This is a genomic window from Rhizobium sp. AN73 (genome assembly GCF_030757975.1).
GTDB classification, from domain to species: Bacteria; Pseudomonadota; Alphaproteobacteria; order Rhizobiales; family Rhizobiaceae; genus Agrobacterium; species Agrobacterium arsenijevicii.
In genome coordinates this window covers 262,214-288,324 of the sequence record NZ_JARWME010000001.1, presented here as the reverse complement: position 1 = coordinate 288,324, position 26,111 = coordinate 262,214, and the positions used below count along the sequence as shown (strand labels likewise).

Genomic DNA, 26,111 nt, shown 5'->3' with positions numbered 1-26,111 from the left:
GCGTTGACGAGCGGCAACCGCTCGATCCATATGCCGCCGCTACCGGAAGGCGCAGATCAACTGCTCAGCGAGCGTTTGAGTGTGGTGAGGTTCTTTGCCCTTGCCCTGCCGTTGTCATCGGCGCTGAGGGCGCAGAGCGTGAATTCCATCAGCGAGACGAGTTGCAGCAGGCTCTGGCCGCCATTCTGGGCCTGCGGCATGGCAAGACAGATATCGGCGCTTTCAGGTCCCCATTCGTAAAACCGGGTGGTGATCAGCAGGGTTCTGTAGCCCGCCTTGCGCGCCGTTGCCGACAGGCGCTGTAAAGGCGACAGGCTGCCGCCGCAATCCATGATGACGAGAAGCGTCTGCGTGGGCTCATAATCCCACAGGGCGAGATAGGCCGCGCTGTCGCTGCCGAGATAATGCACATGCCCGCGACATTCCAGAATACGCCCGTGGAAGTGCCGGCCGGCGCCGATACCTTCCGGGGATGTCGCCAGAAAAACATCCGCTGCAGATGTGATCTCGTTCATGGCAACACGCCAGATCGGCTGGGAGGTCATGTCGAACGCTGTCTGGATGGCCTGAATCTGCTGCGCCAGCAGTTGGGAAACCGGGTTGGACTGGCGTTCGCCACTTTCGGCAATCGCGGGCTGGTCTGCACTCGCCACGTCTTCAGCATGGCGCAGGTCGGCGCGGATATCGCTGAATTGTCGGTAACCGAGCGAGCGCAGGAAACGGCCGACCGTCATCGGACTGAGGCCGAGCTTGGCGGCCAGCGTCTGCGCGGTTTCAAACGGCAATTCGTCCAGATGCTCGATCAGATATTTGGCGATCTTGCGCTCGGAGGGTGTGCCGGCCTTCATGGCACGGGTAAGATTCAACAGCAGCTTTTCCACCAACGCCTCATTCTTTTATATTTATTGAACGATGATGCATCCGCGCGCCAAAACGAGCGTGCGAACCGCGACTTGTCGGTGGGGGCGAGCTTTTCCGGCCTTGTCCTCCACCGGACCGGAATGCGAATTATAATAGATAGATTATTATATTTTAGAGATACCTTTTATTCAAGGGAAATTCCATCTGCGGTTTAATTACCGATACTTGACGTCTATGCCTCCGTCTTGCGAAGCGGATGGCCAGCGCTTATCTCTTCTTGGTCAGAAAGTTTAAACGCGCCAGGCGTCAAAGGAGTTCCTAATGATTTTTGATGCGGCGCGGCTGGCATTCCACAATCTGTTCGCCGCCGAGACCCGGTCGGTGTTCTGGAAGGTTCTGGGGCTGACGCTTCTGGTACTTGCGGCGCTGTGGTTCGCCATCCGCTCGATCTTCATCTATTTCGCCCTGCCGTGGGTGGATACGCTGATCCCCGGCGTGCCTGATTGGGCTGGGTGGCTGACTTTCGTTTTTGCCATTTTCGCCGGCATAGGACTGGCGCTGGCACTGGCGCTATTGATCTCGCCTGTTACCGCCGTCATCGCCGGCCTGTTTCTCGACGATGTCGCTGAAGTCGTTGAAAAAAAGACTTATCCCGATGATCCGCCGGGCAAGGCGATGCCCATCGGCGAGGCCGTCGTGTCGTCGATCAAGTTTTTCGGCGTTGTCATTGCCGGCAACCTGATTGCGCTTCTTCTGCTGCTGGTGCCGGGCGTCAACCTCATCGCCTTTTTTCTGGTGAACGGTTATCTGCTCGGCCGGGAGTTTTTCGAATTCGCGGCGATGCGTTTCCGCACGCCCGCCGAGGCACGGCTGTTCCGGGTCAAACACCGCACAACGGTGTTCATGGCCGGGCTGGTGATCGCGGCGTTTCTTGCGGTCCCGTTCCTCAACCTGCTGACGCCGCTTTTCGCCGCCTCGATGATGGTGCATCTGCACAAGGCCGTCAGCCGGCGTGATCCCTCATTCGCCGCCGGCCGCACCGAACAGCTGCGCGGGTAGCTCCACCAGCGGCGCTGGAATATCGAAGGTCTTTTCCGGCGATTTGCAGATATCGGCAATCACGCAGCGCTCGCATTCCGGCTTGCGCGCCTTGCAGCAATAACGCCCGTGCAGGATCAGCCAGTGATGGGCATGGAACAGATATTCTTCGGGGATGATACGGATTAACCGGTCTTCCACCTCATCCGGGGTTTTCCCCGGTGCAAGACAGAGCCGGTTGGCAATGCGGAAAACGTGGGTGTCTACGGCAAGCGTGGGCACGCCGAAGGCCATCGACATAACCACATTGGCGGTCTTGCGGCCGACACCCGGCAGGGTCACCAGCTCGTCGCGGGTCTTCGGCACCTCGCCGCCGAAATTGTCGATCAGCATCTGCGACAGGGCAATGACGTTTTTTGCCTTGTTGCGGTAAAGCCCGATGGTCTTGATATGGCCGATCAGCTGTTCTTCGCCAAGCGCCAGCATCTTTTCCGGCGTGTCCGCCACCTTGAAAAGCGCCCGTGTCGCCCGGTTCACGCCCACATCGGTTGCCTGCGCGGAAAGCGCCACGGCGACCAGCAGGGTGAAGGGATTGGTGTGTTCCAGCTCGCCCTTGGGTTCCGGCCGCTGAATGGAGAAACGGCGGAAGATTTCGGTCAATTCGTCCTTCGAATAGATCGTCTTCACGCGCGCCGGTTTGCGGGCGGATGCAGTATTTGACTTTTTCGAGGTTTGGGTGCTGGATCGTGTTTTGGCGACTGTCATGAACTATCTATAGCCAGCCCGCCCGAAGGAAATCAACGTGGATACGCCCAACGACCAGCCGATTTTTGCGGCGGAACTCGTTCCGCACCGTTCGCTTGGCAGAAAGGGTTTCCGGCTGCTTCTCATCCTGTCCGGACTGGCCTGCCTGATCTATGGCGGGTTTTTCCTCGCCACCGGGGCATGGCCTGTCGGCCTGTTTTTCGGCGTAGATTTTCTGCTGCTTTATGTCGCTTTCCGCGCCAATTACCGGGCGGCAAAGGCGCGGGAGGAAGTCAGCGTCTCGCGCACCAACCTGTCGATCCGCAAATTCTCTCCCGCTGGCCGCATGGTGGAGCATCGCTTCAATCCCTTCTGGGCGCGCTTCAGGGTGCGCCGGCACGAGGAGATCGGCATCGTTTCCATGCATGTGACGGGCGAGGGGCGCGCGACCGATGTCGGTTCGTTTCTCAACCCGGATGATCGCGAAAGCTTCGCCAAGGCCTTCGGCGGCGCGCTTGCCACCGTCAGGCGGCGTATGTGAGGCAAGGATAGGAATGCCGCGCAAGAAACGGGTGGAGGCGACGGCGTTTTAGTGGTTTTGTCGTATTGATTAGGAGAAATGCGATGAACGCCAATATCATGCTGAATGAGGACATCACTCCCATCGGATCGGACTACGAGACGGTGCGCGGGGTTATCGAGCTTTTGACGCTGGATTATCGCGACCAGCCCTCCCTCGAGGCCATCGCCGCAGAACTCGGCCAGTCGCCGACGCAATTGCAGAAAACCTTCACCCGCTGGGCCGGTCTTTCCCCCAAGGCCTTCCTGCAGGCCGTGACGCTTGATCACGCCAAGAGACTATTGCGCGAGGAAGATTTACCGCTGCTCGAAACCTCGATCGAGGTCGGCATGTCGGGTCCGGGACGCCTGCACGATCTGTTCGTCACCCATGAGGCCATGTCGCCCGGCGAATGGAAAGCCAAGGGCGGGGGACTGACGATCCGTTACGGGTTTCACGCCTCGCCCTTCGGTCTTGCGCTTGTCATGGTCACCGATCGCGGTCTTGCCGGCTGCGCCTTCGCCGATCCGGGTGAAGAAAAAGCCTGTTTCGAGGACATGGCCGGCCGCTGGCCGAATGCCGATTATGTCGAGGATCGCGAAGCGACCGCGCCCTATGCCGCGCGCATCTTCGACCCGTCCATGTGGTCGGAGGACAAGCCGCTGCGCGTCGTGCTGCTCGGCACGGATTTTCAGGTGCGGGTGTGGGAAAGCCTGTTGAAAATCCCGATGGGCCGCGCCGTCACCTATTCGCACATCGCCTGCGATATCGGCCAGCCCACCGCCTCGCGCGCCGTGGGTGCAGCAGTCGGGGCCAACCCCGTCTCCTTCGTCGTTCCCTGCCACCGCGCCGTCGGTAAAAGCGGGGCGCTGACCGGCTATCACTGGGGCCTGACCCGCAAGCGGGCGATGCTCGGCTGGGAAACGGGGAAGGTGTGACGGGGTTTTGATTGTCTTTGCTAGACTTGGGATCCCCCACACGCGACGTCATCCTCGGGCCTGACCCGGGGATCCAAGCCTTCGCCGCTTGTGGATCCTCGCCTCAACGGCGAGGATGACGGCAGAGAGGTTCTACACGCCGCCCGGGAATGGCCCGAGAAAATCTAAACCAGTTCCATCAACGCCCTTGCCGCCGCCTCGTCGGTGATCAGCGTGTTGCAGCCGATGCGTTTGATGGTGGCGCGGATGGCGATGGCGCGGTGGGCGCCGCCGGAGGCGAGAACGATGTGTTTGGCCTTGCGCAGCGTATCGAGATCGATCGCCATGGCGCGCTCGTTGATCGGGTGATCGACCGAGCGGCCTTCCGCGTCTATGAAGTTGAACATCGTGTCGCAGACGCAGCCGACATCGATGAGTTCCTGAAGTGTCGCCTTCGAAATGAAGCCTTCCGATAGCGAGGTCGAATGCGGGCCGATATCGCCGCAGGAGACGATGGCGAGGTCGAGCGTTTCGGCCAGATCATAAAGCGTGGCCAGCCCACATTTTTCGATCAGCGCCCGTTTGGTCTCGACGGAATCCACCAGAAGCGGCGCGAGGAACATGTAACATTCCGCACCGAGCGCGCTTGCCAGCCGCCAGGTGTAATCGAGCGGGTTGGTCTGGTGCACAGCGACGATACCGCCGAGCAGCGAGACGACCTTGCAGTTTTCCCGGCGCGGCGGGCGAAAGCTGGAAAGCGAGGCGGTCATGGTGCGGCCCCAGCCGACGCCGATGGTGGCGTCGTTCGGCACCGCTTCGGAGAGGAACTGCCCGAGCGCCAGACCCACGGCCTTCGCCGTGCCCTCGGCGCTCACCTTGTCCGGGGAGGGAATGATGACGGCCTCATCCAGCCCGTAGGCCACCTCCAGCCGGCCTGCCAGCTCGACGAAATCCTCGATGCCCTCGTTGATCCAGATCTGCACTTCAGAGCGTTTCATTGCCTCGTCCAGAAGGCGGATGACGGTGGAGCGGCTGATGCCGAGTTTCTCGGCGACATCTTTCTGCGTCATACCCTGATTATAATAAAGCCATGCGGCGCGCAGCCTCAGCGAAGCCGCTTCCGAATAGGCCGTATGGGTTTCTCTTCTCAGTTTCGCCACGGTTTCCGCCATTGTCTATGTGCGGCGGAGTATCGCAGGCGTGAAACTTATGTCAATTGCGATGCGCAAATGTCTTGACTTTCGGCCTTGCCGCTTGCGATAGTCGGAGCCGGACAAAACCGTGATTTCGGCCTTGGGCGCACCATGGTGCGGGAACGAAAAGACGGCTGAGCAAGTTTACAAGAGATCATGAGGGATCATTCGCTATGACGTCCAAACTTGAACAACTTCGCGCCATCACCACGGTCGTTGCCGATACCGGCGACATCGAAGCGGTTGCGCGCCTGAAGCCGGTGGATTGCACCACCAACCCCACCATCGTCCTGAAAGCTCTCGGCACCCCCGCTTTTGCGGATGCGGTGAAGGAAGCAGTCGCATGGGGCAAGAAGCAGGGCGGCCAGTCCGACGCTGTCGTTGCTGCCGTTGCTGATCGCCTCGCCATTTCCGTGGGCGCTGCGCTTGCCGGTCTGGTTCCCGGCCGTGTCTCGACGGAAGTCGATGCCGACCTGTCCTTCGATACGCAAGCCTCGATCACCAAGGCACGCCACATCATCGCGGCCTACAAGGAGCGCGGCATCGAGCGTGAGCGCATCCTCATCAAGCTTGCCTCCACCTGGGAAGGCATCAAGGCTGCCGAGGTTCTCCAGTCCGAAGGCATCGATTGTAACCTGACGCTGCTGTTCTCGCAGGCACAGGCCATCGCCTGCGCGGAAGCCAAGGCGTTCCTCATCTCGCCCTTCGTCGGCCGTATCCTCGACTGGTACAAGAAGTCGACCGGCGAGACCTACACCGCAGAGACCGATCCAGGCGTTGTTTCGGTACGCAGCATCTATAACTACTACAAGGCCAACGGCATCGGCACCGTCGTCATGGGCGCGTCCTTCCGCAACGTCGGCGAGATCGAGGCGCTTGCCGGTTGCGATCGCCTGACGATCAGCCCGGCGCTTCTGGAAGAGCTGGACAAGGACACCGGCACGCTCGTGCGCCAGCTTTCGCCCGACAATGCCAAGCCCGAGCCGTTGCAGTCGCTCGACGAAAAGGCATTCCGCTGGGCGATGAACGAAGACGCCATGGCAACCGAGAAGCTCTCGGAAGGCATCCGCATGTTCGCCAAGGATCTGGTGACGCTGCGCGACATGGTCCGCAAGGAACTGACGCTGGTTGCTGCTTAAAGAGCCGGAGCTTAGGCTTTCGGCGACCTTGCCACACACATGACGTCATCCTCGGGCTTGTCCCGAGGATCTATCCACGTCGCGTGAAGCCGATCGGTTGCAGATCCTCGGGACAAGCCCGAGGATGACGAAAATGGGGAGGTCGCCTCCTCGTCTTTAATCTCGGCGGAACATTTTATGCTCCCACCGCGTTTAAGACACATAAATCTCCAGTCACTCAAAACGCGATCGGGCCCCTGCCGGTCGCGTTTTTTTATGTCGATCAGGGATTTGCGTTGCCCGTCGCCACTTCGGAAATGCGCTTTGCCGCATCGCGGATCAGCGCCTCGCAGGCCTCGCGTGTCGGGGCCTTGCCGCCAAGCGGCGTGATATAGGGGCAGGTGATGACGGCAAGTGCGGTACCATCCAGCGTCAGCACCGGGGCGGAAATATTGCGCACGCCGGCGGTCTGCATGCTGTCCATGGATTCAAGGCCGTTTCTGCGCACTTCTGCCAGCCGCTCGTCCAGATCCGAAGGCTCGGTTTCCCCGCCGCCGCGCACCTGCTCGGCGATCATGATCTTGCGCTGCGCCTCGTTCTGGAAGGCCAGCAGTACGTGGCCGGAGCCGGTGTGGAACAGGCTCATCTGCGCACCCACCCGCATGGACATGGCCCAATAGGTGGAGGATTCCTGCTGGGCGATGACGACGACGCTGCCGCGGTCATAAATGGCCAGATGGCAGGCCTGCTCGGCACTTGCGGAAAAGTCGCGCATGACGGGGGCGGCGAAAGACACCAGCCGGCGGATCGGCGCGTGGAAATGCGCCAGCCCGAACATCTTCAGCGTCAGCGAAAACCGGTCACCCTCCAGCCGCTGCACGTAACCACGGCGCACCAGCCGGTCCAGCATGCGGTAAAGTTCGTTCGGGGTTTTGCCGATGGCTTTGGCAATCTCGATCTGCGTCAGCCCGCCATCCGTGCGGGCCAGAAGTTCGAGAATGTCCAGACCCTTGTCGAGGGCAGGGGCGCGATATCTTTCGCTGTCGTCTTCGGTCATCTGGCCTCGGTGGCGTTTGGAAGGATTGGCTGGCGCGAAATGCGGTTTGGAAATACCGTTGCCCGACGCCGTCCTTTTGCGCAAGTCTGCTTGACGTTACATGAATACCGCGTTTACATATGAATTGTCGATCCATATTTGAGATCAATGAAATTCAATGGCGAAAGTCAGCGGCTCGGCCCCAACGGGCGGGCGCGCCATAGCGGGAGGCTATTCATGGTGCAGGATTTTAACGGGCGGACAGTGGTGATCACCGCAGCCGGCCAGGGTATCGGCCGGGCGACGGCGGAGCGCTTCATCTCGCTTGGCGCACGCGTCATCGCCACCGATATCAACGAGCAGGCGCTTTCGACCCTCAAGGGTGCGGAAACGCGGGTTCTGAACGTGCTGGATGGCGAAGGCGTTACGGCCTTCGCGGCGGAAATCGGCCATGCCGACGTGCTGTTCAACTGCGCAGGTTTCGTTCATTCCGGCACCATTCTCGATTGCGAGGAAAAGGACTGGGATTTCTCCTTCGATCTCAACGCCAAGGCCATGTACCGCACCTGCCGCGCCTTCCTGCCCGGCATGCTGGAAAAGGGCAAGGGCGCAATCGTCAACATGTCCTCCGTTGCTTCAAGCGTAAAGGGCGTGCCGAACCGCTTCGCCTATACCGCCTCCAAGGCGGCCGTGGTGGGTCTGACCAAGGCGATTGCTGCCGATTTCGTCACCAAGGGCATTCGCTGCAACGCCATCTGCCCCGGCACGGTGGATAGCCCATCCCTGCATGACCGCCTGCGCGCCACCGGCAACTACGAACAGGCGCTGGCCGATTTCATCGCCCGCCAGCCAATGGGCCGCATCGCCACGCCGGAAGAGATCGCAGCACTCGTCACCTATCTCGCTTCGGATGAGGCAGGTTTCACCACCGGCCAGATCCATGTGATCGACGGCGGCTGGACCGGCTGATAGTTTTCTATACGGGAGAGAGGAGAAGGCGACCGGCCGGAAAGCCGGTCGCCTTTTTTCATCAGGCGACCACGCTTCCGGCGATCAGTGCAAGCACGAGGAAGACCAGGAAGATCACGACGGCGATGAAGAACAGGATCTGGGCCACGCCCGACGCCGCTGCCGAGATGCCGGTAAAGCCGAAAAGGCCCGCGATCAACGAGATAACAAAGAAAATAAGAGCCCATTTCAGCATGGAGCTTCCCCTTCTGCTTGATTTTTATGAGTTTGCCGCTTGACGACAAGCTCATGAAAATGACGCGCAAAAGGCGAAAATGTTCCACCCGCCCGCAAAAATCGTTGTTTCAGAGCGTTTTCGCTTCTCTTCGGGTCGCGAAAACACTCTAACTCTTTGTTTTGTCGCATTTCCGGACGGAAAGCCGGGGGCCGCTTTTCCTGGAAATGCTCTAGATGCCCGTTTCGTTCGCTGCGTCGATCTGGCGGGCCTTGAAGGTGGTGCGGATGAATGTTGCGACGAAGGCAAGGCTCATGAACAGCACGATGGTTGGGGCCGGCGCACTGTCGATCAGGAAGCTCAGCCATATGCCCGCAAGCGATGAGAGAACCGCAACCGAGATGGCGACCAGGAGCATGGCGGAAAAGCGCCGCGTCAGCAGGAAGGCAATTGCACCGGGGGTAACCAGCATGGCGACCGAGAGGATGATGCCCACCGCCTTCAGCGCGCCGACCACGGCAAGCGACAGGACCATCAGCAGGCCATAATGCAGGACGCGCACCGGCAGGCCGATTGCCTTTGCATGTTGCGGATCGAAGGCGTTGACCAACAAATCCTTGCGCAACACCCCGAGAAACAGCGTTGCGAAAAGTGCGATCAGCCCGGTCTCCAGCATGTCTGACGGGGCAATGCCCAGCATGTCGCCGAAGAGAATGTGATCCAGATGCATGTCGCTCTGCACCTTCACGTAAAGCACCAGCCCCAGCCCGAACATGCCAGAAAAGACGATGCCGAGTACAGTGTCTTCCTTGATGCGGCTGTTTTCCTTGATGAAGCCGGTGCCGAGCGCGCAGATCATACCGGCGATGAAAGCGCCGATGGAAAGCGGAATTCCGGCAATATAGGCAATCACCACGCCGGGCAGCACGGCATGCGAAACCGCGTCCCCCATCAGCGACCAGCCCTTCAACACCAGAAAACAGGAGAGCATCGCCATCGGCACCGCGATCATCAGCGTGATGATGAAGGCATATTGCATGAAAGGCAGCTGAAACGGCAGCACGGCGAGTTCGAGATATTCGCTCATGGCGTTTCTCCCAGTGCCTTGCGGGCTTTTGCGCGGGAGGCGAGAAGCCCGTGTTTGGGTGCAAAGATGAAGGCGGCAAGGAAGATCGCCGTTTGCAGCACGACGATAACGCCGCCGGTGGCGCCATCGAGGAAGTAGCTGAGATAAGCACCGACGAAGCTGGTGGTCGCACCGATGATCAGGCTCATCAGGATAAGCCGTTCGAAACGGTCGGTGAGCAGGTAGGCGGTTGCGCCCGGTGTCACCACCATGGCAACGACAAGGAAAGCGCCCACCGTCTGAAGGGCTGCAACCGTGGAGGCGGCAAGCAGGGTGAAGAAGATCACTTTCAGCACTTCCGGTTTCAGCCCCACGGTGCGGGCGTGGTTTTCATCGAAGAATACCACCATGAAGTCGCGCCATTTCAGCGCCAGTACGATGAGGCTGATGCCGCCGATCAACGCAAGCTGGATCGTGTCTTCGGTGGTGATTGCCAAAATATTACCAAGCACGATGGTCTGGATATTGATCGAGGTGGGCGACAGCGAGACCATGAATAGCCCCAGCCCGAAAAACGAGGTGAAGATCAGCCCGATGATCGCGTCTTCCTTGAGCCGCGTTTTCTGGTTCAGGAACAGCATGGAGCCGGCCGCAAGTCCGCCGGAGAGAAAGGCGCCGAGCGAAAACGGCAGCCCCAGCATATAGGCACCTGCGACGCCCGGAACGATGGCGTGCGAGAGCGCATCGCCGATCAGCGACCAACCCTTCAGCATCAGATAGGCAGATAGAAATCCACAGACGCCGCCCACAAGGGCGCTGACCCAGATGGCGTTGAGCATGTAGCCATAGGTGAAGGGCTCAAGAAGGCTGTTTATCATCGGTCTTTTCCTTCGGAGCGCTCGGATCGTGTCCGTTCTGGCCGTTCTTTCCGTAGATCACGAAAGGCCGCTCGTCGTCGGTAATCACCTTCACCCGGCGCGGATCGGCATCGTTATGCAGATCGGCTCCACCGAGAACGAAATGGCGCAGGCTGCCGCCGAAGGCTTTTTGCAGGTTCTCCTCGTTAAAGGTATCCGCCGTTTTGCCTGAGGCTAGGACCGTGCCCTTGACGAACACGGCGCGATCACAGAATTCCGGCACGCTGCCGAGATTATGGGTGGAAACCAGCATGACGCGGCCCTCGTCACGCAACGCCTTCAATAGCGCAACGATCTGTTCTTCCGTCGTCACGTCGACGCCGGTGAAAGGTTCGTCCAGCAGGATTACCTGACCTTCCTGCGCCAGCGCGCGGGCCAGAAACACCCGCTTTTTCTGCCCGCCGGAAAGCTCGCCGATCTGCCGTTTGCGATAATCCAGCATATTGACGCGCTTCAGTGCCTTCTCGACCATCTCATGATCGTGTCTGGATGGAATGCGCAGGAAATTCATATGGCCGTAACGGCCCATCATCACCACATCCTCAACCAGTACGGGAAAACTCCAGTCCACTTCCTCGGCCTGCGGCACATAAGCGACGAGGTTTTTCCGGAGTGCATCCTTCACCGGCAGGTCGAAAATCGAGACGGAACCGGCGGCCAGCGGCACGAAACCCATGATTGCCTTGAAAATCGTGGACTTACCGGCGCCATTGACGCCGACAAGTGCAGTGATCGTGCCGCGTGGAATGGAAAAGCTGGCATTTCTTAATGCGGTGTGGCCGTTGCGATAGGTCACTGTCGCATTTTGAACCGTCAGGCCGCCGCCGGTTTTTTTACCGCCCATTCTCATGAGGACAGTCCTTTGGCAATCGTGTTGCTCGTCACGCGGAGCAGGTCGAGATAGGTCGGAACCGGGCCGTCGGCCTCGCTCAGCGAATCCACATAGAGTACGCCGCCGTAGGCCGCTCCGGTTTCCTTGGCCACCTGCTGGGCTGGATCGGCGGAAACCGTGCTTTCGCTGAAGATGACCTGAATATTGTGTTCGCGCATGGCGTCAATCACGCCGCGCACCTGCTGTGGTGTACCCTGGCTGTCGGCGTTGACCGGCCAGAGGAACAGTTCCTTCAGCCCGAAATCACGGGCGAGATAAGAAAAGGCACCTTCGCTCGTTACCAACCAGCGCTTGTTTTCGGGAAGGGCGGAAAGCTCGTCGCGAATGGGCTGCACGGTGGCCCTGATCTTGTCCGAATAGGCCTTGGCATTGGCGGCATAAACATCGGCATGGGCAGGGTCTATGCCAGCAAGGCCCTTGCGGATATTCTCCACATAGATCAAGGCGTTATCGGGTGACATCCAGGCATGTGGGTTGGGTTTTCCCTGGTACGCCCCACCATTGATCGCCATCGGCTCGATGCCGTCGCTGACAGTCACGTTCGGTACGCCGGAAAGATTGGCCAGAAATTTCTCGAACCACAATTCCAGATTGAGACCGTTGCGCAGCACCAGATCGGCCTTGCGGGCTTTGAGAATATCGCGCGGCGTCGGCTGGTAGTTGTGAATTTCCGCGCCCGGCTTGGTGATGCTCTCCACATCGGCTGCATCTCCAGCCACATTGCGCGCCATGTCGGCGATGATCGTGAAGGTGGTGACCACCTTCGGTTTTTCCTGCGCGATGGCAGCGGCGGGCAGGAAAAGCGAAAAAGCAAAAAGGGCATGGCGGATTTTATGGAAATTCACGTCTGTCACCGATTTTTTGTTGCGATTAACTCGCAATACCATCTGTTATAGAATCACAGTTGTCAACGCTATTGCAAATCATTCGCAATTTAGCTGATTTTGAAAATGTCTGAAAATGGTGCGTTTTTGCCCGCGCGGTGGCGGCGGGGTTAAACTTTTTTCAATGAGAAAGCGGCAGTATCACAAGGCTCGGACAGCGACGTCCCGAGCTTGTCCCGCGTGTGTTCCTCATTCTTCGAGCCACGTTCCGGGGTGAGGGCGATAGGCGGGGTACTTGATGTCAGGATGTTGCGCGTGAAGGCTGTATTCGGACGAATGCGGTTTTCGCGCAAACTCGTTATGATCGGAGGCGGTATCCTGCTTTTGGCGGGTGCGACCGGTTCTGCTGCCGTGTTCATCGGCAGCGAGCGGCTGCTTGGGTCCACCTATGCTTCCGCCAACGGGCTTTCGTGCGACGCAGTCCAGACGGTCAACATCCGCAAGAACGGTTCCCTTTGGGTTCGCAAATTCATCCGCACCGATGGCGGTAACGGCACGGACCGGCTGAAAACCGCGCTGCGCGTCGCCAAGGCGGTTTACGACAAACAGAAACCCGATCTGGTGCAGGTTTCCGTACTCGACAGGAACGGCCCGCAATTGCGCTCGGAAATGCGCGGCCGCGCCATCGCGGCCCAGGTGGTCTTCATTCCCGACCCGGCGAAAATTCCCGAGGGCGCCGATGCCCAGCGTTATTCCGCCTTTTATTACGACGGCGCCGCAAATGGCAGCGGACAGTTTTACGGCCTTCGTATCGATCTGCCGCTGGAGGATGCCGCAGCAATTGCCGCGAGTCTCAGCGACGCGACCGATTGCGCAACCCCGGCTTCGGATGTCGCGCCCGAGGGACATGGCGGAAAGGCCGCGAAGGGCGCTACGGGACACGGCGAAACCAAGGGCGAGGGTGCCGGCGGGCACGATGCCGCGCCGGCGGAAACGCATGAGGGCGGAACCGGTGCGGAAGCCCACGGCGAACCCGTAGCAGACGAAGAACTTCTGACCTCGACCCCGGAAGCCGATAGCGGCAGCATCTTCAGCATCAGCTATCTGAAATCACTGATCTTCGGAAAAGGCACAACGACCGCGCAGGCGGCGGAAGAGAAGCTGGCCGAGAGCGCGCCTGCGGAAGAGCCGGCTGCGGGGAAGACCGGACATTAGGGGCAGCCGTTTCTCCTAAGCCTTTTGGTCAGGTGTCCGGCCCGATACGCAAGCGGCCGGCCGGATTTGGAAATTTCTTGCGCTTGTTGACAATCTCCGGCGAGAAGCTTTGCGACAGGGCGGCAAAGGCGGCAATTCGAGCTATCAGTTTTTCCCGCTCAGCCTTCGTCACGTTTTTGTAGCTGTCGACCCTATCGATGTAACCCGTCAGCCATTCTTCGTATTTGCCCTCGCTCCACAGGCGCTGCGTCGCAAACACCGTGTCTTCCAGTCGATCATAGGCAACGAGTGTGCGTCGCCAGCGATGCTCGTCAAAATCCAGCGCGCCATTTGCGAAGAGCGATCCGACCTCAAGGCCGTAGCTCATGAGTTTGCCTGAGCGTTCCGGTGGCATGGTAAGATTGAGCCCGCCTTCCTCTTTGGAGAGAAAGACGCGGGCAATGCGCTCTCTCTGGCCTGGCATGGTGGCAAGGGATTGATCTTGCCAGTCCTTCGCCGAACTGAGAATGCTGCCCAGGAAACCGCTCATCTTTTCCATCTTGTGAACGGGCACGCCTATCCCTTCGCCCGCCGCCTGCGGAATCGTGACGCGCTTGCTGCTGCTGGCGATGGATTTCGGCAGTTCATCGAGGCTGAGTGCGAAAGTGGGACGCGACGGAAGCAGGGCGTCGAAAAGATGAATGGGAAAGTTGCTGCTGATCCCGCCATCGGAGAACCAGATTTTCGCCTTCATGACGGGCCGCGCTTCACCACTGATACGCTGCACAATATCCAGCGTGCCGCGATCATTGGTATAGGCCGGAATAGCCTTGAACAGCACCGGGAAACTCAGGCTCATGCGCGTGGCGATAATGACCGGCAACTGGGCAGGCTCTGGAAAAGCCTTGAATTCTGGAAAGGGGCCGCCCGGTGTTGCTACCTGCTTCAGCCAGTTCATCACGGCAGCCGGAAACAGTTGGCTCCATTCCTTCGGGTCGTAAGCCACCATTAGATTCGTGGTCGGAAGCGTGTGCGGCCGCCGCATCGACAGGTTCGTCGTGACCATCTTCAGGTTTATGCTTTTTTTCGGGTCGTCGCCTGAGAGATCGCCAAAGGTCAGCGGCGGCGCTGTAGCGGCTTCGTTACCGAAGGCGATGTCCTGGATCGACGCATGAAGCCATTCCGTCAGGCCCGGACCATCCGCATCGGAAACCGTTAATCCCGAACAGAAGCCGAACCCCTCCTGTGGTAACCGGTAGAAAACCAGCCACAGGATTTGACCGAGGATTCCAATCAACAGCCCCACCAGCCCGCCGAGAACCGACCCGGCGCAGCCTCCGCCCATCGCCCACAACAGGCTGGCGCCGATTGCGATACCGGCTATCGAGGCCAGCGGGAAAGCCAAGGGCAGCCCCAGGATCTTGCCCGGCCAGCCACCGGCCTGCGCCCACAGCAGGTAACGCATCAGCGGGCGAAAACGGCGTTCCGGCTGGAAAAGCTTGCCCAGAATATTGGGTATCGTATCGCAGTGGGCCTGCAAGCGGACGAAGCCATCAGGATCATCCCTGACGGTGCGGGAATATTCCGCCGCCGCCGCAAAGGCGGCGGCAATCGCCCCGGCTGAAGTGCCACCTATCGAGCGGAAGCGGTATCGGCGTGCCAGTTCCAGAACGGCATAGGGATAAACGACGCCGGAGGTGATGCCACCCTTCATCACCACGTCGCATTCCTTTTCCGGCTCTGCGAACATATCGGGTTGGTACTTGGGAAGCTCATTCTCGGGCATGCGTATCTCCCCGACGGCCCCGCTAGCGGAAAGCCGTCAAACACAATGCGAAATGATGGGGAATGGGTATCACAAGTTGAGGCGATATCGCCAGCATATTCTACTAAGGGTTAAATGAATTTATGCAATCCGCAGGCCGGAAACCGGATAACTACTTCAGTGCGTCTTCGTCTCAAGTGGAAAACCGGCAAGCGGATCGGGCGATGTACGCCCTATTCAATATGCTTAAGTATAGGAGGTCAGCTTTAGCCGAAGCGGCCGTAAGGCCGCCTCGGGTTTCGTCCGATCAGTCCGCCTTGTTGCGGCGGGCAGGGAAGAGGATAACGTCGCGGATCGAGGGCGCGTTGGTGAGCAGCATGATCAGACGATCGACGCCGATACCGAGGCCGCCGGCGGGCGGCATGCCCTGGTCGATGGCGTCGAGGAATTCGTCGTCGAGCTGCTTGTCCTTTTCGCCGCGGGCATGGGCCTGCTCCAGCTGCTCCACCATGCGGCGGCGCTGTTCTTCGGGATCGTTGAGTTCGGAGAAGGCGTTGCCCACTTCCCAGGCGTTGCAATAGCTTTCGAAACGCTCGACGAGGCGCGGTTCGCCCGGCACTTCCTTGGCGAAGGGCGAGATGTCCTTCGGGAAGTGCGTGACGTGGCTCGGCTGGATCAGCGTGCCTTCCACCTTCTCTTCGAAGATGAAGGCAAGGCATTCGCCCCAGGTCCAGTCCTTCTCGACGGCAAAACCGGCGGCCTTAGCGGCGGCACGGGCTTCTTCATCGGTTTTGATGGCGAGGAAGTCGATACCGGTCGCTTCCTTTACCGCATCGGGCATAGGCACGCGCTTGAACGGACCCTTGAAGGAGATCGTCTGGCCCTGGAATTCAACTTCGGTCGTGCCGTGCAGGGCAATCGCCAGCGTCTCGAACAGCCGCTCCACGAGACCCATGATGTCTTCGTAGTCGGCATAGGCCCAATAGCACTCCATCATGGTGAATTCAGGATTGTGCCTTGTGGAAACGCCTTCGTTGCGGAAGTTGCGGTTGATTTCAAAGACCTTGTCGGAAAGGCCTGATACCAGCGTGCGCTTCAGGAACAGTTCCGGCGCGATGCGCAGATACATGTCCATCTTCAGCGTGTTGTGGAAGGTCTTGAACGGATCGGCCGTCGCGCCGCCATAAACGGTCTGCAGCATCGGCGTTTCCACTTCGAGGAAGCCTTCGTCCTCCATGAAACGGCGCATACCGGACAGGATCTTCGAGCGCTGCAGGAAGCGCAGCTTGGATTCTTCGTTGGCGAGAATATCGAGATGGCGCTTGCGGTAGCGCAGCTCGATGTCCGAGACGCCATGCCACTTCTCCGGCATCGGCAGAAGCGACTTGGTCAGCATGGTGATTTCTTCGGCGTTGATCGTCAGCTCGCCGCGCTTGGTGCGGCGCACCTTGCCGGTCACGCCGATGATGTCGCCGATGTCGATCATCGGCAGAAGATTGCGCGCCGTTTCCGGTGTCGTATCCTTGTGGGAGAAGATCTGCACCTTGCCCGAGGCATCATGGATATCCATGAACATGCCGGAATTGCGCGAGGAATAAACGCGGCCTGCCACCGTCACCGTGTCGCCGGTTTCGACGTCGGCTTCGATATCGGCATATTTTTCCGCCAGCTCCGCATTGGTCAGCGTGCGGTGGAAATGCGCCGGATAAACGTCGCCGATCTGCTCGCGCAGCAGCGCAAGTTTCTGGCGACGCACTTCTGTCGCGTCGGAGGAAAGGGCGGTGGTTTCGGTCTTGGTGTCGGTCATTGTTCTTCGCCTTTAGCGGGCTTTGCTTGTTGCGGTTACCCATCCCACTCTGGGTTTCCCCCCCTCTGTCCTGCCGGACATCTCCCCCTCAAGGGGGGAGATCGACAAGCGGCGGACACCTTGCCCATGGAACGGGCGGGTGCGCCATCTGATCTCCCCCCTTGAGGGGGAGATGCCCGGCAGGGCAGAGGGGGTGCCCCGAGCAGAGGGGTATATTTCAGAATGCTGCCGTTACCGGCAGCATTAAACTATCAGCTTCCGCTGCCGACCATCGTGGCCACAACGGCAATCGCGATCTTCAGACGCTGGCGCACCACGGAGCGGCCGAGCAACGCCATGCTATCAAACAGCGGCAGCGAGCGCGAGGAACCGGATACGGCAACGAAGAGCGGCGGCGTGACGATGCGCAGCTTCTTGCCGGTGCGTTCGGCAATGTCGCGCAGCTCGGCCTCGATTGCTTCCACGTTCCAATCAGGCATTTTTTCAAGGTCGGTGGCAACCGTGGTTAGGATCTCGTGGATTTCCTCCGGTTTGCTCTTGAGACCGGCAAACGATGCGGGTGTGAGGCCGACGTCGCTCGAAAGCAGGAAGCCACCAAGGTTCGGCAATTCGCCGAGCTTGGAAATGCGGCTCTGGGCAAGCTTCAGGCCTTCGGTCAGGCGGGCATTTTCCATCGCCCATTCCAGCGTGCGGGCAATGAATTCTTCCGGGGTGAGTTTTTCGCGCAGCCAGCGGCCGTTCAGCCAGTCCAGCTTCTGGATGTCGAAGATGGCGCCGGCCTTGGAAAGTGCTTCCGGGTCGAACTTCGCCGCCAGCTCGTCCATGGTCAAAAGCTCTTCGCCTTCGGCGATCTGGATGAAGAACAGGCCAAGGAAGTTCATCAGCGCTTCCGGCAGGTAGCCGAGAGCGGAGTAATAGGAGATCGACGTCGGGTTCTTGCGCTTGGAAAGCTTGGACTTGTCGGCGTTGCGCATCAGCGAAAGATGCATGAACGTCGGCTGTTCCCAGCCGAAATAACGGTAAAGCAGGATGTGCTTGGGCACAGACGCCAGCCATTCCTCGCCGCGCGCCACATGGGTGATCTTCATCAGATGGTCGTCGATGACGTTTGCCATGTGATAGGTCGGCATGCCGTCGGCCTTGATCAGCACCTGCATGTCGACCGAATCCCAGGGGATCGAGACATCGCCGTAGACGCCGTCATGGAAATCGCACGAACCTTCGGTCGGGATCTTCATGCGCACGACGTTGGCTTCGCCGGCGGCAACGCGGGCTGTGACTTCCTCGGCCTTCAGGTGGAGGCAAAGCCCGTCATATTTTGGCGGCTTGCCGGCGGCGCGCTGCGCCTCACGCATCTGCTCAAGCCGCTCGGGCGTGCAGAAACAGCGGAAGGCATGGCCTTTTTCCAGCAGCTCTTCGGCATAAGGCCAGTACATCGGCTTGCGCTCGGACTGGCGATAGGGACCGTAAGGACCGCCGACGTCAGGGCCTTCCGACCAGGTGAGGCCGGTCCAGCGCAGCGCCTCGAGCACCTTCTGCTCATATTCCAGCGTCGAGCGGGTGGCGTCGGTATCCTCGATGCGCAGGATGAACTCGCCGCCGTGTTTCTTGGCGAAGAGATAGTTGAACAGCGCGATATAGGCGGTGCCGACATGGGGCTCGCCGGTGGGGGAAGGTGCGATGCGGACGCGAACGCCGGAAGTGGTCATGAAATTCACTCGTCGTGACGTGGCAGTGACATGGGGGCGAATTGGCCCTTATATCACGGAGTTTTCGTTTGAATGCGGCAGGAAATCATGCGGAAAGACACGTATCACGCGCGCTTTTGCACATTCCCGTTCGGCATCGGCTTAGGCCATATTATGCCGCAGGCGTCAAGGAAATAAGGATATTTGCCGTGTTGCCTCGACGCATTGCAGCGATGCAACGATGCAGCGCTTTTCCGGGAAAAGTTTCAGGAAACCGGCCAGACGTAAAGCAGCATGGGAATGCTGGCGATGACGATCATGATCGATAGCGGCAGGCCGAGACGCGGATAATCGCTGAAACGATAACCGCCCGGCCCCATGACCAGCGTGTTGCACTGGTGGCCGATGGGGGTGAGAAAATCGCAGCCGGCACCGATTGCCACCGCCATCAGAAAGGCCTCTGGCCTGAAGCCGAGCGTGGTGGCGAAACCGGCGGCGATGGGGGCCATGACGAGAACGGTCGCGGCGTTGTTGAGGAAGGGTGTCACCGCCATGGCGGTCAAGAGGATCATGCCGAGTGCGGCAAAGGGCGGCAGTCCTTGTGCGGCATGGCCGAGCCAGGCGGCGATCAGCTCGCTTGCGCCGCTGGTGCGCAACGAGTCGCTGACCGGAATGAGGGCGGCGAGCATGACGAGGATCGGCCCGTCGATCGATTTATAGACCTCAGTCAGCGGGATCGCGCCGACGACGATCATCAGGAAGGCGGCGGCGAAAAAGGCCACCGAGACCGGCACCAGACCGCTGCCGGCGGCGATCATGGCGGCGGCAAGCACGATGACGGGCAAAAGCGCGCGACGCTGGACGCCGAGCAGGATTTCCCGCTGCGCCAACGGCAGCAGGGAAAACTCCTGCAGCACCTGTGGCAGGTTCTTGCGGCTTCCCTGCAACAGAATGACGTCGCCCGCCTGCAATGTCAGGTCGGAGAGCCTCTGGCTGACCCGGTGCCCGCGGCGGCTGACCGCGATCAGATTGACGCCGCGTGTGTAGGACAGCGCCAGTTCGCGCGCGGAAATTCCGTTGAGAACGGATTCGTTGCTGATCACCGCTTCCATGGAAATGAGGTCGACGGTTTTCTGGCCGTTTTCGGTCAGCGGTTTTCCTGATAGCAGCAGTTTCGCCTGCGAGACGATGCGGTCGAGACCTTCCGGGTTGCCTTCGAGGAGAATGGTATCGCCCGCCTTCAGATTGACGTCGGGAAAGGGGGACATGCGGCGCGTTCCGCGCAGGATGGTGCTGGCAATCACGTCGCCATCTGCCTGTTTCAATAGATCGCGCAGCGGTTTGTCCGCATAGGTGCTGTCGGCGGGCAGCGTCGCTTCGGCGGTATAGGCCGACTGGTCCAGAACATCCTCCACCGAGGCATTCTGCCGGTTGCGCACCGGCAGCAGCCGGTAACCGAAGGTGAGGAAGATGATGCCGATCACGGTCAGCGCCGCGCCCACGGGGGTGAAATCAAACATCGAGAAGCTCTGCCCGGTCATTTCCTCACGCAGTCTTGAGACAACGATGTTGGGTGACGTGCCGATCTGCGTCATCAGCCCGCCCAAAAGGGCGGCAAAGGCCATGGGCATCAGATAATAGGAGACGGGGCTGCCGGATTTGCGGGCGAACTGGAAGGCGACCGGCATCATGATGGCGAGCGCGCCGATATTCTTGATGAAGGCCGACATGATGGCAACGACGATCATCAGAAAGGCCAGTTGCAGACCTTTGGAGCGCATGTCCGGAAAGTATTTCTTGATCGTCATGTCGACAATGCCGGAACGCGCTACGGCCGAGCTGACGATCAGCGCGCTGCCGACGATGATGACGATATCATCCGAGAAACCGGAAAAAGCCTTGTCGAAAGGCACGACACCAACGGCCACCGCCACTAACAAAGCGCTGCAGGCGACCACATCGTAACGGAACCTGTCCCATATGAACGCGATCATCATGCCGGCGATCACGGTGAAGGCGAGAATCTGGTCGGTCGTCATGCTGCCTGTTTGCTTTCAAAGGAGAGAAATGCGTCCGGTGGGGCCGGCGAGGATGCATTGAAACGCAGGGTGCGGCACCGGGGTTCCGGACGGGAATAAAGAGTCCGTCTAACGGAAGGGCGTTTCGCACGGCAAGCGTCAGCGATCCGTAAATTTGCTTAAAGCTCTCCGTCATCCTCAGCCTTGAGCCGAAGATCCACATCCCTTGAATTGATGGGGCCTCGGCTCAAGGCCGAGGATGACGGAGACTATGGGGAACGGTCTTTCCTCAACCGGAGACCCGCCCGCGGACGGGCCTCCGGAGAATCAGGGACGCGTCAAAGCGCCATCAATGCGTTTTGCCGGCTGCAGCTGCTGCCTTCTTGCGCTGCCGGGCGTTGCGCGCCAGCATGTTCAGCAATTCCACCAAAGCGGAGAATGCCATGGCGGCATAGACGTAACCCTTGGGCACATGGAAGCCCATGCCCTCGGCGATCAGCGTCGTGCCGATCATCATCAGGAAGGCCAGCGCCAGCATGACGATGGTCGGGTTGCGCTCGATGAAGTTGGCAAGCGGGGTCGCGGCCAGAAGCATCACGGCAACGGCGAAGATCACGGCAACGATCATGATCGGCAGATGCGGGGTCATGCCGACGGCGGTGATGATGCTGTCCACCGAGAAAACAAGGTCGAGCAGCAGGATCTGGCCGATGGCCGCGCCGAAATTCATCGCGACGGGGCCGCCCACCATGTCTTCCTTGTGGTCTTCCGGATCGACATTGTGGTGGATTTCCTTGGTGGCCTTCCACATCAGGAAGAGACCGCCGGCGATCAGGATCATGTCCTTCCACGAGAAGGCATGACCGAAGATTTCGAAGACCGGGGTGGTCAGCTGCACGATCCACGCGACGGTGCCGAGCAGGCCGAGACGCATGACGAGCGCAAGGCCGATGCCGATCTTGCGGGCTTTTTCGCGCTGTTCAGGGGGAAGCTTGTTGGTGAGGATCGAGATGAAGATCAGGTTGTCGATACCAAGCACGACCTCCATGACGATCAGGGTGACAAGCGCCACCCAGGCAGCGGGGTCGGACAGAAGAGGGAGAATGGACTCCATCAGGGAATTTTTCCTTTCAGCAACAAGGCTACCCGAAACATTCGGTGGGTGGAATTTATAGCGCAATACGCGAGAAACAAGGAGACCGCCCCTGTGATGGGCAAGATTTCATCGAAATTTCGCGCAAACCGCGTATCACGCGCCGTACCGTTGCCGGTTCGGTCGCCCGTTGCTGAATGATCTCAGTCCTTGTCGGTTCCGTAGGCGGCCATAAACACCTTGATGGCGCTGCCGATCACCCGGTCCAGTTCCTCTTCGGGAACAGGGCCTTCCAGCTCGCCGAACAGCCGCAGCTTGAAGAAGGTGCCGGTGGAAAGCTCGATATATTGCCGGGCGGCCAGCTCGGCGTCATCCACCTTCAGATGCCCGATCTTGACCTGATGTTCGATGAAATCCAGCAGTACCGTGCGCACATTATTCGGCGCGGAGAGGAAAAAACGCTGCGCCAGCTTCGGCATGCGATCGATGACACCGATCACCGAACGCATGGCGGGGATCATGTCGGAACAGATCATCTTGTTGGCAAAAGCCTTGCCGAACTGTTCCAGCCCCTCGCGTACCTCCTCGGTGCCCTCAAGAATATGGCGCATGGAGGTGGCGAATTCGTTGCGGTGATGGTCGACGAGCGCAACGAACAAATCCTCCTTATTGGAGAAATAGACGTAGATCGTGCCCTTGGAGACGCCCGCTTCCCGGGTGATGTCGTTCATGCTGGCGGCATCGAAGCCCTTGCGCTTGAACACGCGCCAGGCGCCGGCCAGAATCTGGTCGCGTTTGGCCGGGTCTTCGCCCGCCGCAAAACGCCCGGCGGGGTTTCCCGGACAGCCCGTATCGGTTTCCGTCTCCATATCCATGTCTTCACCTGCCATCGTTACCGGCTCCCTAGCACTGCAATGGCGTAAAAAAATTAACCGAACGTCGAACCAATCAGTTCGATAACACTTGATATGTGTCAGGAAAGAGATTATGTCAATCGAACCGAACGGTTCAGTTCGAAAAAAGTTTTCTTCAATTTTTCACGGTACAATCTCATGTCGGCCCAGAAGAATAACGCGGTTCGCGCCGTTAACGATGCGGAAGAGGCGGATGTTTCCGCCAAGGCCGAGACCTCCCCGGTAAAGCCGGTTGAGGCCCCGCCGCAACAGCCGCCCCAGACCATTGCCGCACCGAAGCCAAAGAAGCGTTCGCCGCTTCTGCCGATCTTTGCCCTTGCCCTTCTCGCCGGTGCCGGCTGGTATGGTTACAACTGGTGGATCGACGGTCGCTTCATGGTGTCGACTGATGATGCCTATATAGAAGGTGACATCGCGGTCATCGCACCGAAGGTTGCCGGTTACGTCGCCAAGGTGAACGTGGTCGAAAACCAGGAAGTCAAGGCCGGCGATCCGCTGGTGACGCTGGATGACGGCGACTACCGCATCGCGCTCGAACAGGCCGATGCCCAGATCCGCACCGAGGAACTGTCGCTGAAGCGCATCGATGCGCAGATCATCGGCGGCGAGGCATCGCAGGAACAGGCCGTTGCCCAGAAGGGCGCGCTTGATGCCGCCCTTCGCGGCGCGGAAATCACCCAGAAGCGCGCCACCGAATTGCAGGCGAAGGATGTCGGCACGGTTGCTGCTTCCGATAGCGCCCAGGTCGCACTCGATCAGGCCAAGGCGAATGTCGTGGCCGGCGAGGCGGCGATTGCGTCGGCGAAAGCCAATGTCGAGCTTCTGCGCGCCCAGCGTGAGGAGGCCGAAAGCACCATTCGTTCGCTGCAGCTCTCCAAGGACAAGGCTGCCCGCGATCTGGCCTTCACCGTGCTGAAGGCGCCCTATGACGGCGTCATCGGCAATCTGGCGGTGCAGACGGGCGATCTCGTCTCGGTCGGCAAGCGTCTTGCTTCGCTGGTGCCGATGAACGAGCTTTATATCGACGCCAATTTCAAGGAAACGCAGCTGGCCCGCGTGGTGCCCGGTTCGAAGGTTCGCGTCCATGTGGATGCCTTCGACGATGCCACCATCGAAGGCACGGTGCAGTCGATCTCGCCGGGTTCCGGCTCGGTCTTCTCCATGCTGCCGCCGGAAAACGCCACGGGCAACTTCACCAAGATCATCCAGCGCGTGCCGGTGCGCATCGTCTTCTCCAAGGAAGACCTTGCCAAGCACAATCTGCGCGCGGGTTTGAGCGTTGTCGTCGATGTGGATACCCGCACGGCGCCGGAAAATACGAAAACGGCGCAAGTTAACCCGCAGGCCAAGTAAGGCTTCGTTGAGGGCAAGATCATGGCGGCTACGGTTGTCGGCACAGGCGGGGCTTCGGTCCCCGTCGATCCTCCCATGGACAGGCGCAGGCTCATCGCGTTCTTCGCGATGGTCTTCGGCATGTTCATGTCCATTCTCGACATTCAGATCGTCTCTGCCTCGCTGGCGGAAATCCAGGCCGGCCTCGGCGCGGGCTCCGACGAGATCGCCTGGGTGCAGACCTCCTATCTGATCGCCGAAGTCATCATGATCCCGCTGTCGGGCACGCTGGCGCGCATCCTTTCCACGCGCGTGCTGTTTGCCACCTGCGCCGCCGGCTTCACCCTGTCGAGCGCGCTCTGCGCCACCGCGACCAATATCGACCAGATGATCGTCTACCGGGCGATCCAGGGCTTTATCGGCGGCGGCATGATCCCGTCGGTCTTTGCGGCCGCCTTCACCATTTTCCCGCCCTCCAAGCGTTCGATCGTCTCGCCGATCATCGGTCTTGTCGCCACGCTTGCGCCCACCATTGGCCCGACGGTCGGTGGCTATCTCTCCAACGCCTTTTCCTGGCACTGGCTGTTCCTCGTCAACATCATTCCCGGCATCATCGTCACCATCCTGACGTGGAGCCTGATCGATTTCGACAAGCCTGAAACCTCGCTCTGGAAGAAGTTCGACTGGTGGGGGCTCATCTCCATGGGGGTGTTCCTCGGCTCGCTGGAATATGTGCTGGAAGAAGGCAACAACAAGGACTGGTTCAACGATGAGCGCATCGTAATCGGATCCATCGCCATGGTCATCGGTGCGGTGGTGTTCTTCTGGCGCGCCTTCAAGGTGGAATTCCCGGTCGTGGATATCCGCGCCTTCGCCGATCGAAACTTTTCCATCGGCTCGCTGTTTTCCTTCGTCATGGGCATCGGGCTTTACGGGTTGACCTATCTTTACCCGCTCTATCTCGGACGGGTGCGTGGTTACGATGCGCTGATGATCGGCGAGACCATGTTCGTCTCCGGTCTTGCCATGTTCTTTACCGCGCCAATTGCCGGCAAGGTTTCCACCAAGCTCGATCCGCGGATGATGATGGCCATCGGCTTCATCAGCTTCGGCTGCGGCACCTGGATCATGACCTATGTGACGACCGACTGGGATTTCTACGAGCTGCTGATCCCGCAGATCCTGCGCGGTTTCGGTCTGATGATGTGCATGGTGCCGATCAACAACATCGCGCTCGGCACGCTGCCGCCCGCCCGTATCCGCAACGCGTCAGGCCTGTTCAACCTCACCCGTAACCTCGGTGGCGCGGTTGGCCTTGCCGTCATCAACACGCTGCTGTCACAGCGTACCGACGACCATTATGCGCGGCTGTCGGAACATATCAGCTACTCCAATCCGCAGGCGCTGGAATGGCTGAACAATGTCGGGGCGAACTATGATTCCTACGGGCTGGACGGCGCGTCCGTCGCGATCAAGAAAATGGTCGGCATGGTTTCGCAACAGGCATGGATATTGGCTTTTGCGGACGTGTTCTTCGCATTGACGATACTGTTCGGCAGCCTGATCTTCATGACCGTGCTGATCCAGAAACCCAAGGCAGCGCCGCCGCCAGACGCGGCGCACTAACAAAATCCCCTCCCATCCACCGCAGAGCTGGGGCCGTCGGAAATGACGGCCCCTTTTTTTTTGACCGCCCGCCACGCCGGGCCGTTGCATATGGGCCGAGCGGATGCGGCCCGTTTCTTCTCCCCGTCGGGGAGAAGGTTGCGGCAGCGGGATGAGGGGGCGAGGGTAGCGGTATTCGGTGAGGGAGCCCCCTCATCCCGCCCTTCGGCCACCTTCTCCCCGGCGGGGAGAAGAAACACGCCGCAACGTCGTTGGAAGAACTGCTCCCGATCGAGGCTCCCGGCTTTTGAAGAAATATGAGGTACGTACATCATTTTTCGGTTTAC

23 protein-coding genes are annotated in these 26,111 nt (G+C 59.7%); 8 read left to right on the top strand and 15 right to left on the bottom strand.

The genetic code is table 11. From position 1 onward, the window contains the following. Positions 1-56: 56 nt before the first annotated feature. On the bottom strand, positions 57-884 hold the full coding sequence (locus tag RBH10_RS01225) for a MurR/RpiR family transcriptional regulator (RefSeq protein WP_281039316.1): 828 nt from the start codon (positions 882-884) through the stop codon (positions 57-59). A gap of 298 nt (positions 885-1,182) precedes the next feature. Here RBH10_RS01225 and RBH10_RS01220 point away from each other — a divergent pair, with 298 nt between their 5' ends. Then, complete coding sequence (locus RBH10_RS01220; protein ID WP_281039315.1) at positions 1,183-1,920, top strand: sulfate transporter family protein; 738 nt, start codon at positions 1,183-1,185, stop codon at positions 1,918-1,920. On the opposite strand, the gene nth is transcribed toward RBH10_RS01220, so the two are convergent. Further along, on the bottom strand, positions 1,882-2,664 hold the full coding sequence (nth, locus tag RBH10_RS01215; protein WP_281039314.1) for an endonuclease III: 783 nt from the start codon (positions 2,662-2,664) through the stop codon (positions 1,882-1,884). The two genes, RBH10_RS01220 and nth, sit on opposite strands and share 39 nt — an antisense overlap. Before the next feature lie 37 nt (positions 2,665-2,701). On the opposite strand from nth, the gene RBH10_RS01210 reads away from it, so the two are divergent. Next, positions 2,702-3,184: a DUF2244 domain-containing protein gene (locus RBH10_RS01210; RefSeq protein ID WP_281039313.1), complete on the top strand. Its 483-nt coding sequence runs from the start codon at positions 2,702-2,704 to the stop codon at positions 3,182-3,184. A gap of 83 nt (positions 3,185-3,267) precedes the next feature. Beyond that, the gene (locus RBH10_RS01205) at positions 3,268-4,140 is read left to right on the top strand and encodes a bifunctional helix-turn-helix domain-containing protein/methylated-DNA--[protein]-cysteine S-methyltransferase (protein ID WP_045022462.1); all 873 of its coding nucleotides are present in this window, start codon (positions 3,268-3,270) and stop codon (positions 4,138-4,140) included. 164 nt (positions 4,141-4,304) lie between these two features. On the opposite strand, the gene RBH10_RS01200 is transcribed toward RBH10_RS01205, so the two are convergent. Then, a complete protein-coding gene (locus RBH10_RS01200; RefSeq protein WP_281039312.1) occupies positions 4,305-5,279 on the bottom strand; it encodes a sugar-binding transcriptional regulator in 975 nt (324 codons plus the stop codon). A 206-nt stretch (positions 5,280-5,485) separates the two neighbouring features. Between RBH10_RS01200 and tal the strand changes: the two genes are divergently transcribed. Beyond that, positions 5,486-6,451 (top strand): transaldolase, encoded by a 966-nt coding sequence (tal, locus tag RBH10_RS01195; protein WP_045022457.1) that lies wholly within the window; start codon positions 5,486-5,488, stop codon positions 6,449-6,451. Positions 6,452-6,713: 262 nt separating this feature from the next. Here the strand turns inward: tal and RBH10_RS01190 are convergent, their stop codons facing one another. Beyond that, positions 6,714-7,487, bottom strand: coding sequence for an IclR family transcriptional regulator (locus tag RBH10_RS01190; RefSeq protein ID WP_281039311.1), 774 nt, complete (start codon positions 7,485-7,487; stop codon positions 6,714-6,716). 216 nt (positions 7,488-7,703) lie between these two features. Between RBH10_RS01190 and RBH10_RS01185 the strand changes: the two genes are divergently transcribed. Beyond that, positions 7,704-8,435: an SDR family oxidoreductase gene (locus tag RBH10_RS01185; protein WP_045022456.1), complete on the top strand. Its 732-nt coding sequence runs from the start codon at positions 7,704-7,706 to the stop codon at positions 8,433-8,435. Positions 8,436-8,496: 61 nt separating this feature from the next. Here RBH10_RS01185 and RBH10_RS01180 read toward each other — a convergent pair whose 3' ends face one another. The 5 genes from RBH10_RS01180 to RBH10_RS01160 all read right to left on the bottom strand — a co-directional run bounded on the left by RBH10_RS01180 (position 8,497) and on the right by RBH10_RS01160 (position 12,369). Continuing rightward, complete coding sequence (locus RBH10_RS01180; protein ID WP_306180370.1) at positions 8,497-8,670, bottom strand: DUF1328 domain-containing protein; 174 nt, start codon at positions 8,668-8,670, stop codon at positions 8,497-8,499. 211 nt (positions 8,671-8,881) lie between these two features. Further along, complete coding sequence (locus RBH10_RS01175) at positions 8,882-9,736, bottom strand: metal ABC transporter permease (protein ID WP_281039310.1); 855 nt, start codon at positions 9,734-9,736, stop codon at positions 8,882-8,884. Next, positions 9,733-10,593: a metal ABC transporter permease gene (locus RBH10_RS01170; RefSeq protein WP_045022448.1), complete on the bottom strand. Its 861-nt coding sequence runs from the start codon at positions 10,591-10,593 to the stop codon at positions 9,733-9,735. Before RBH10_RS01170 ends, RBH10_RS01175 begins: the two co-directional genes overlap by 4 nt. After that, complete coding sequence (locus tag RBH10_RS01165) at positions 10,574-11,482, bottom strand: manganese/iron ABC transporter ATP-binding protein (protein WP_281039309.1); 909 nt, start codon at positions 11,480-11,482, stop codon at positions 10,574-10,576. The genes RBH10_RS01170 and RBH10_RS01165 overlap by 20 nt, the downstream gene beginning before the upstream one ends. Further along, a complete protein-coding gene (locus RBH10_RS01160; RefSeq protein WP_281039308.1) occupies positions 11,479-12,369 on the bottom strand; it encodes a metal ABC transporter substrate-binding protein in 891 nt (296 codons plus the stop codon). The genes RBH10_RS01165 and RBH10_RS01160 overlap by 4 nt, the downstream gene beginning before the upstream one ends. A 315-nt stretch (positions 12,370-12,684) precedes the next feature. On the opposite strand from RBH10_RS01160, the gene RBH10_RS01155 reads away from it, so the two are divergent. Beyond that, positions 12,685-13,563: a hypothetical protein gene (locus RBH10_RS01155; protein ID WP_281039329.1), complete on the top strand. Its 879-nt coding sequence runs from the start codon at positions 12,685-12,687 to the stop codon at positions 13,561-13,563. 28 nt (positions 13,564-13,591) lie between these two features. Here the strand turns inward: RBH10_RS01155 and RBH10_RS01150 are convergent, their stop codons facing one another. From RBH10_RS01150 to RBH10_RS01125, 6 genes are all read right to left on the bottom strand, one after another. Further along, positions 13,592-15,328, bottom strand: a complete 1,737-nt coding sequence (locus RBH10_RS01150) for a patatin-like phospholipase family protein (RefSeq protein ID WP_281039307.1) — start codon at positions 15,326-15,328, stop codon at positions 13,592-13,594. Between the two features lie 286 nt (positions 15,329-15,614). Continuing rightward, positions 15,615-17,114 carry a lysine--tRNA ligase gene (gene lysS / locus RBH10_RS01145; RefSeq protein WP_060724554.1) on the bottom strand — a complete coding sequence of 500 codons (1,500 nt, stop codon included), beginning with the start codon at positions 17,112-17,114 and terminating at the stop codon, positions 15,615-15,617. A gap of 251 nt (positions 17,115-17,365) precedes the next feature. Next, the gene (gltX, locus tag RBH10_RS01140; RefSeq protein ID WP_281039306.1) at positions 17,366-18,823 is read right to left on the bottom strand and encodes a glutamate--tRNA ligase; all 1,458 of its coding nucleotides are present in this window, start codon (positions 18,821-18,823) and stop codon (positions 17,366-17,368) included. A gap of 245 nt (positions 18,824-19,068) precedes the next feature. Beyond that, positions 19,069-20,841, bottom strand: a complete 1,773-nt coding sequence (locus RBH10_RS01135; RefSeq protein ID WP_281039305.1) for an SLC13 family permease — start codon at positions 20,839-20,841, stop codon at positions 19,069-19,071. A gap of 328 nt (positions 20,842-21,169) precedes the next feature. Next, positions 21,170-21,934 (bottom strand): TerC family protein, encoded by a 765-nt coding sequence (locus RBH10_RS01130; protein ID WP_045022436.1) that lies wholly within the window; start codon positions 21,932-21,934, stop codon positions 21,170-21,172. A 182-nt stretch (positions 21,935-22,116) separates the two neighbouring features. After that, complete coding sequence (locus tag RBH10_RS01125) at positions 22,117-22,803, bottom strand: TetR/AcrR family transcriptional regulator (protein WP_045022434.1); 687 nt, start codon at positions 22,801-22,803, stop codon at positions 22,117-22,119. 162 nt (positions 22,804-22,965) lie between these two features. Here RBH10_RS01125 and RBH10_RS01120 point away from each other — a divergent pair, with 162 nt between their 5' ends. Both RBH10_RS01120 and RBH10_RS01115 read left to right on the top strand, forming a co-directional pair. Then, positions 22,966-24,180 carry an HlyD family secretion protein gene (locus tag RBH10_RS01120; protein ID WP_281039304.1) on the top strand — a complete coding sequence of 405 codons (1,215 nt, stop codon included), beginning with the start codon at positions 22,966-22,968 and terminating at the stop codon, positions 24,178-24,180. Between the two features lie 21 nt (positions 24,181-24,201). Further along, positions 24,202-25,785 (top strand): DHA2 family efflux MFS transporter permease subunit, encoded by a 1,584-nt coding sequence (locus tag RBH10_RS01115; protein ID WP_045022432.1) that lies wholly within the window; start codon positions 24,202-24,204, stop codon positions 25,783-25,785. The last annotated feature ends 326 nt before the right edge of the window (positions 25,786-26,111 follow it).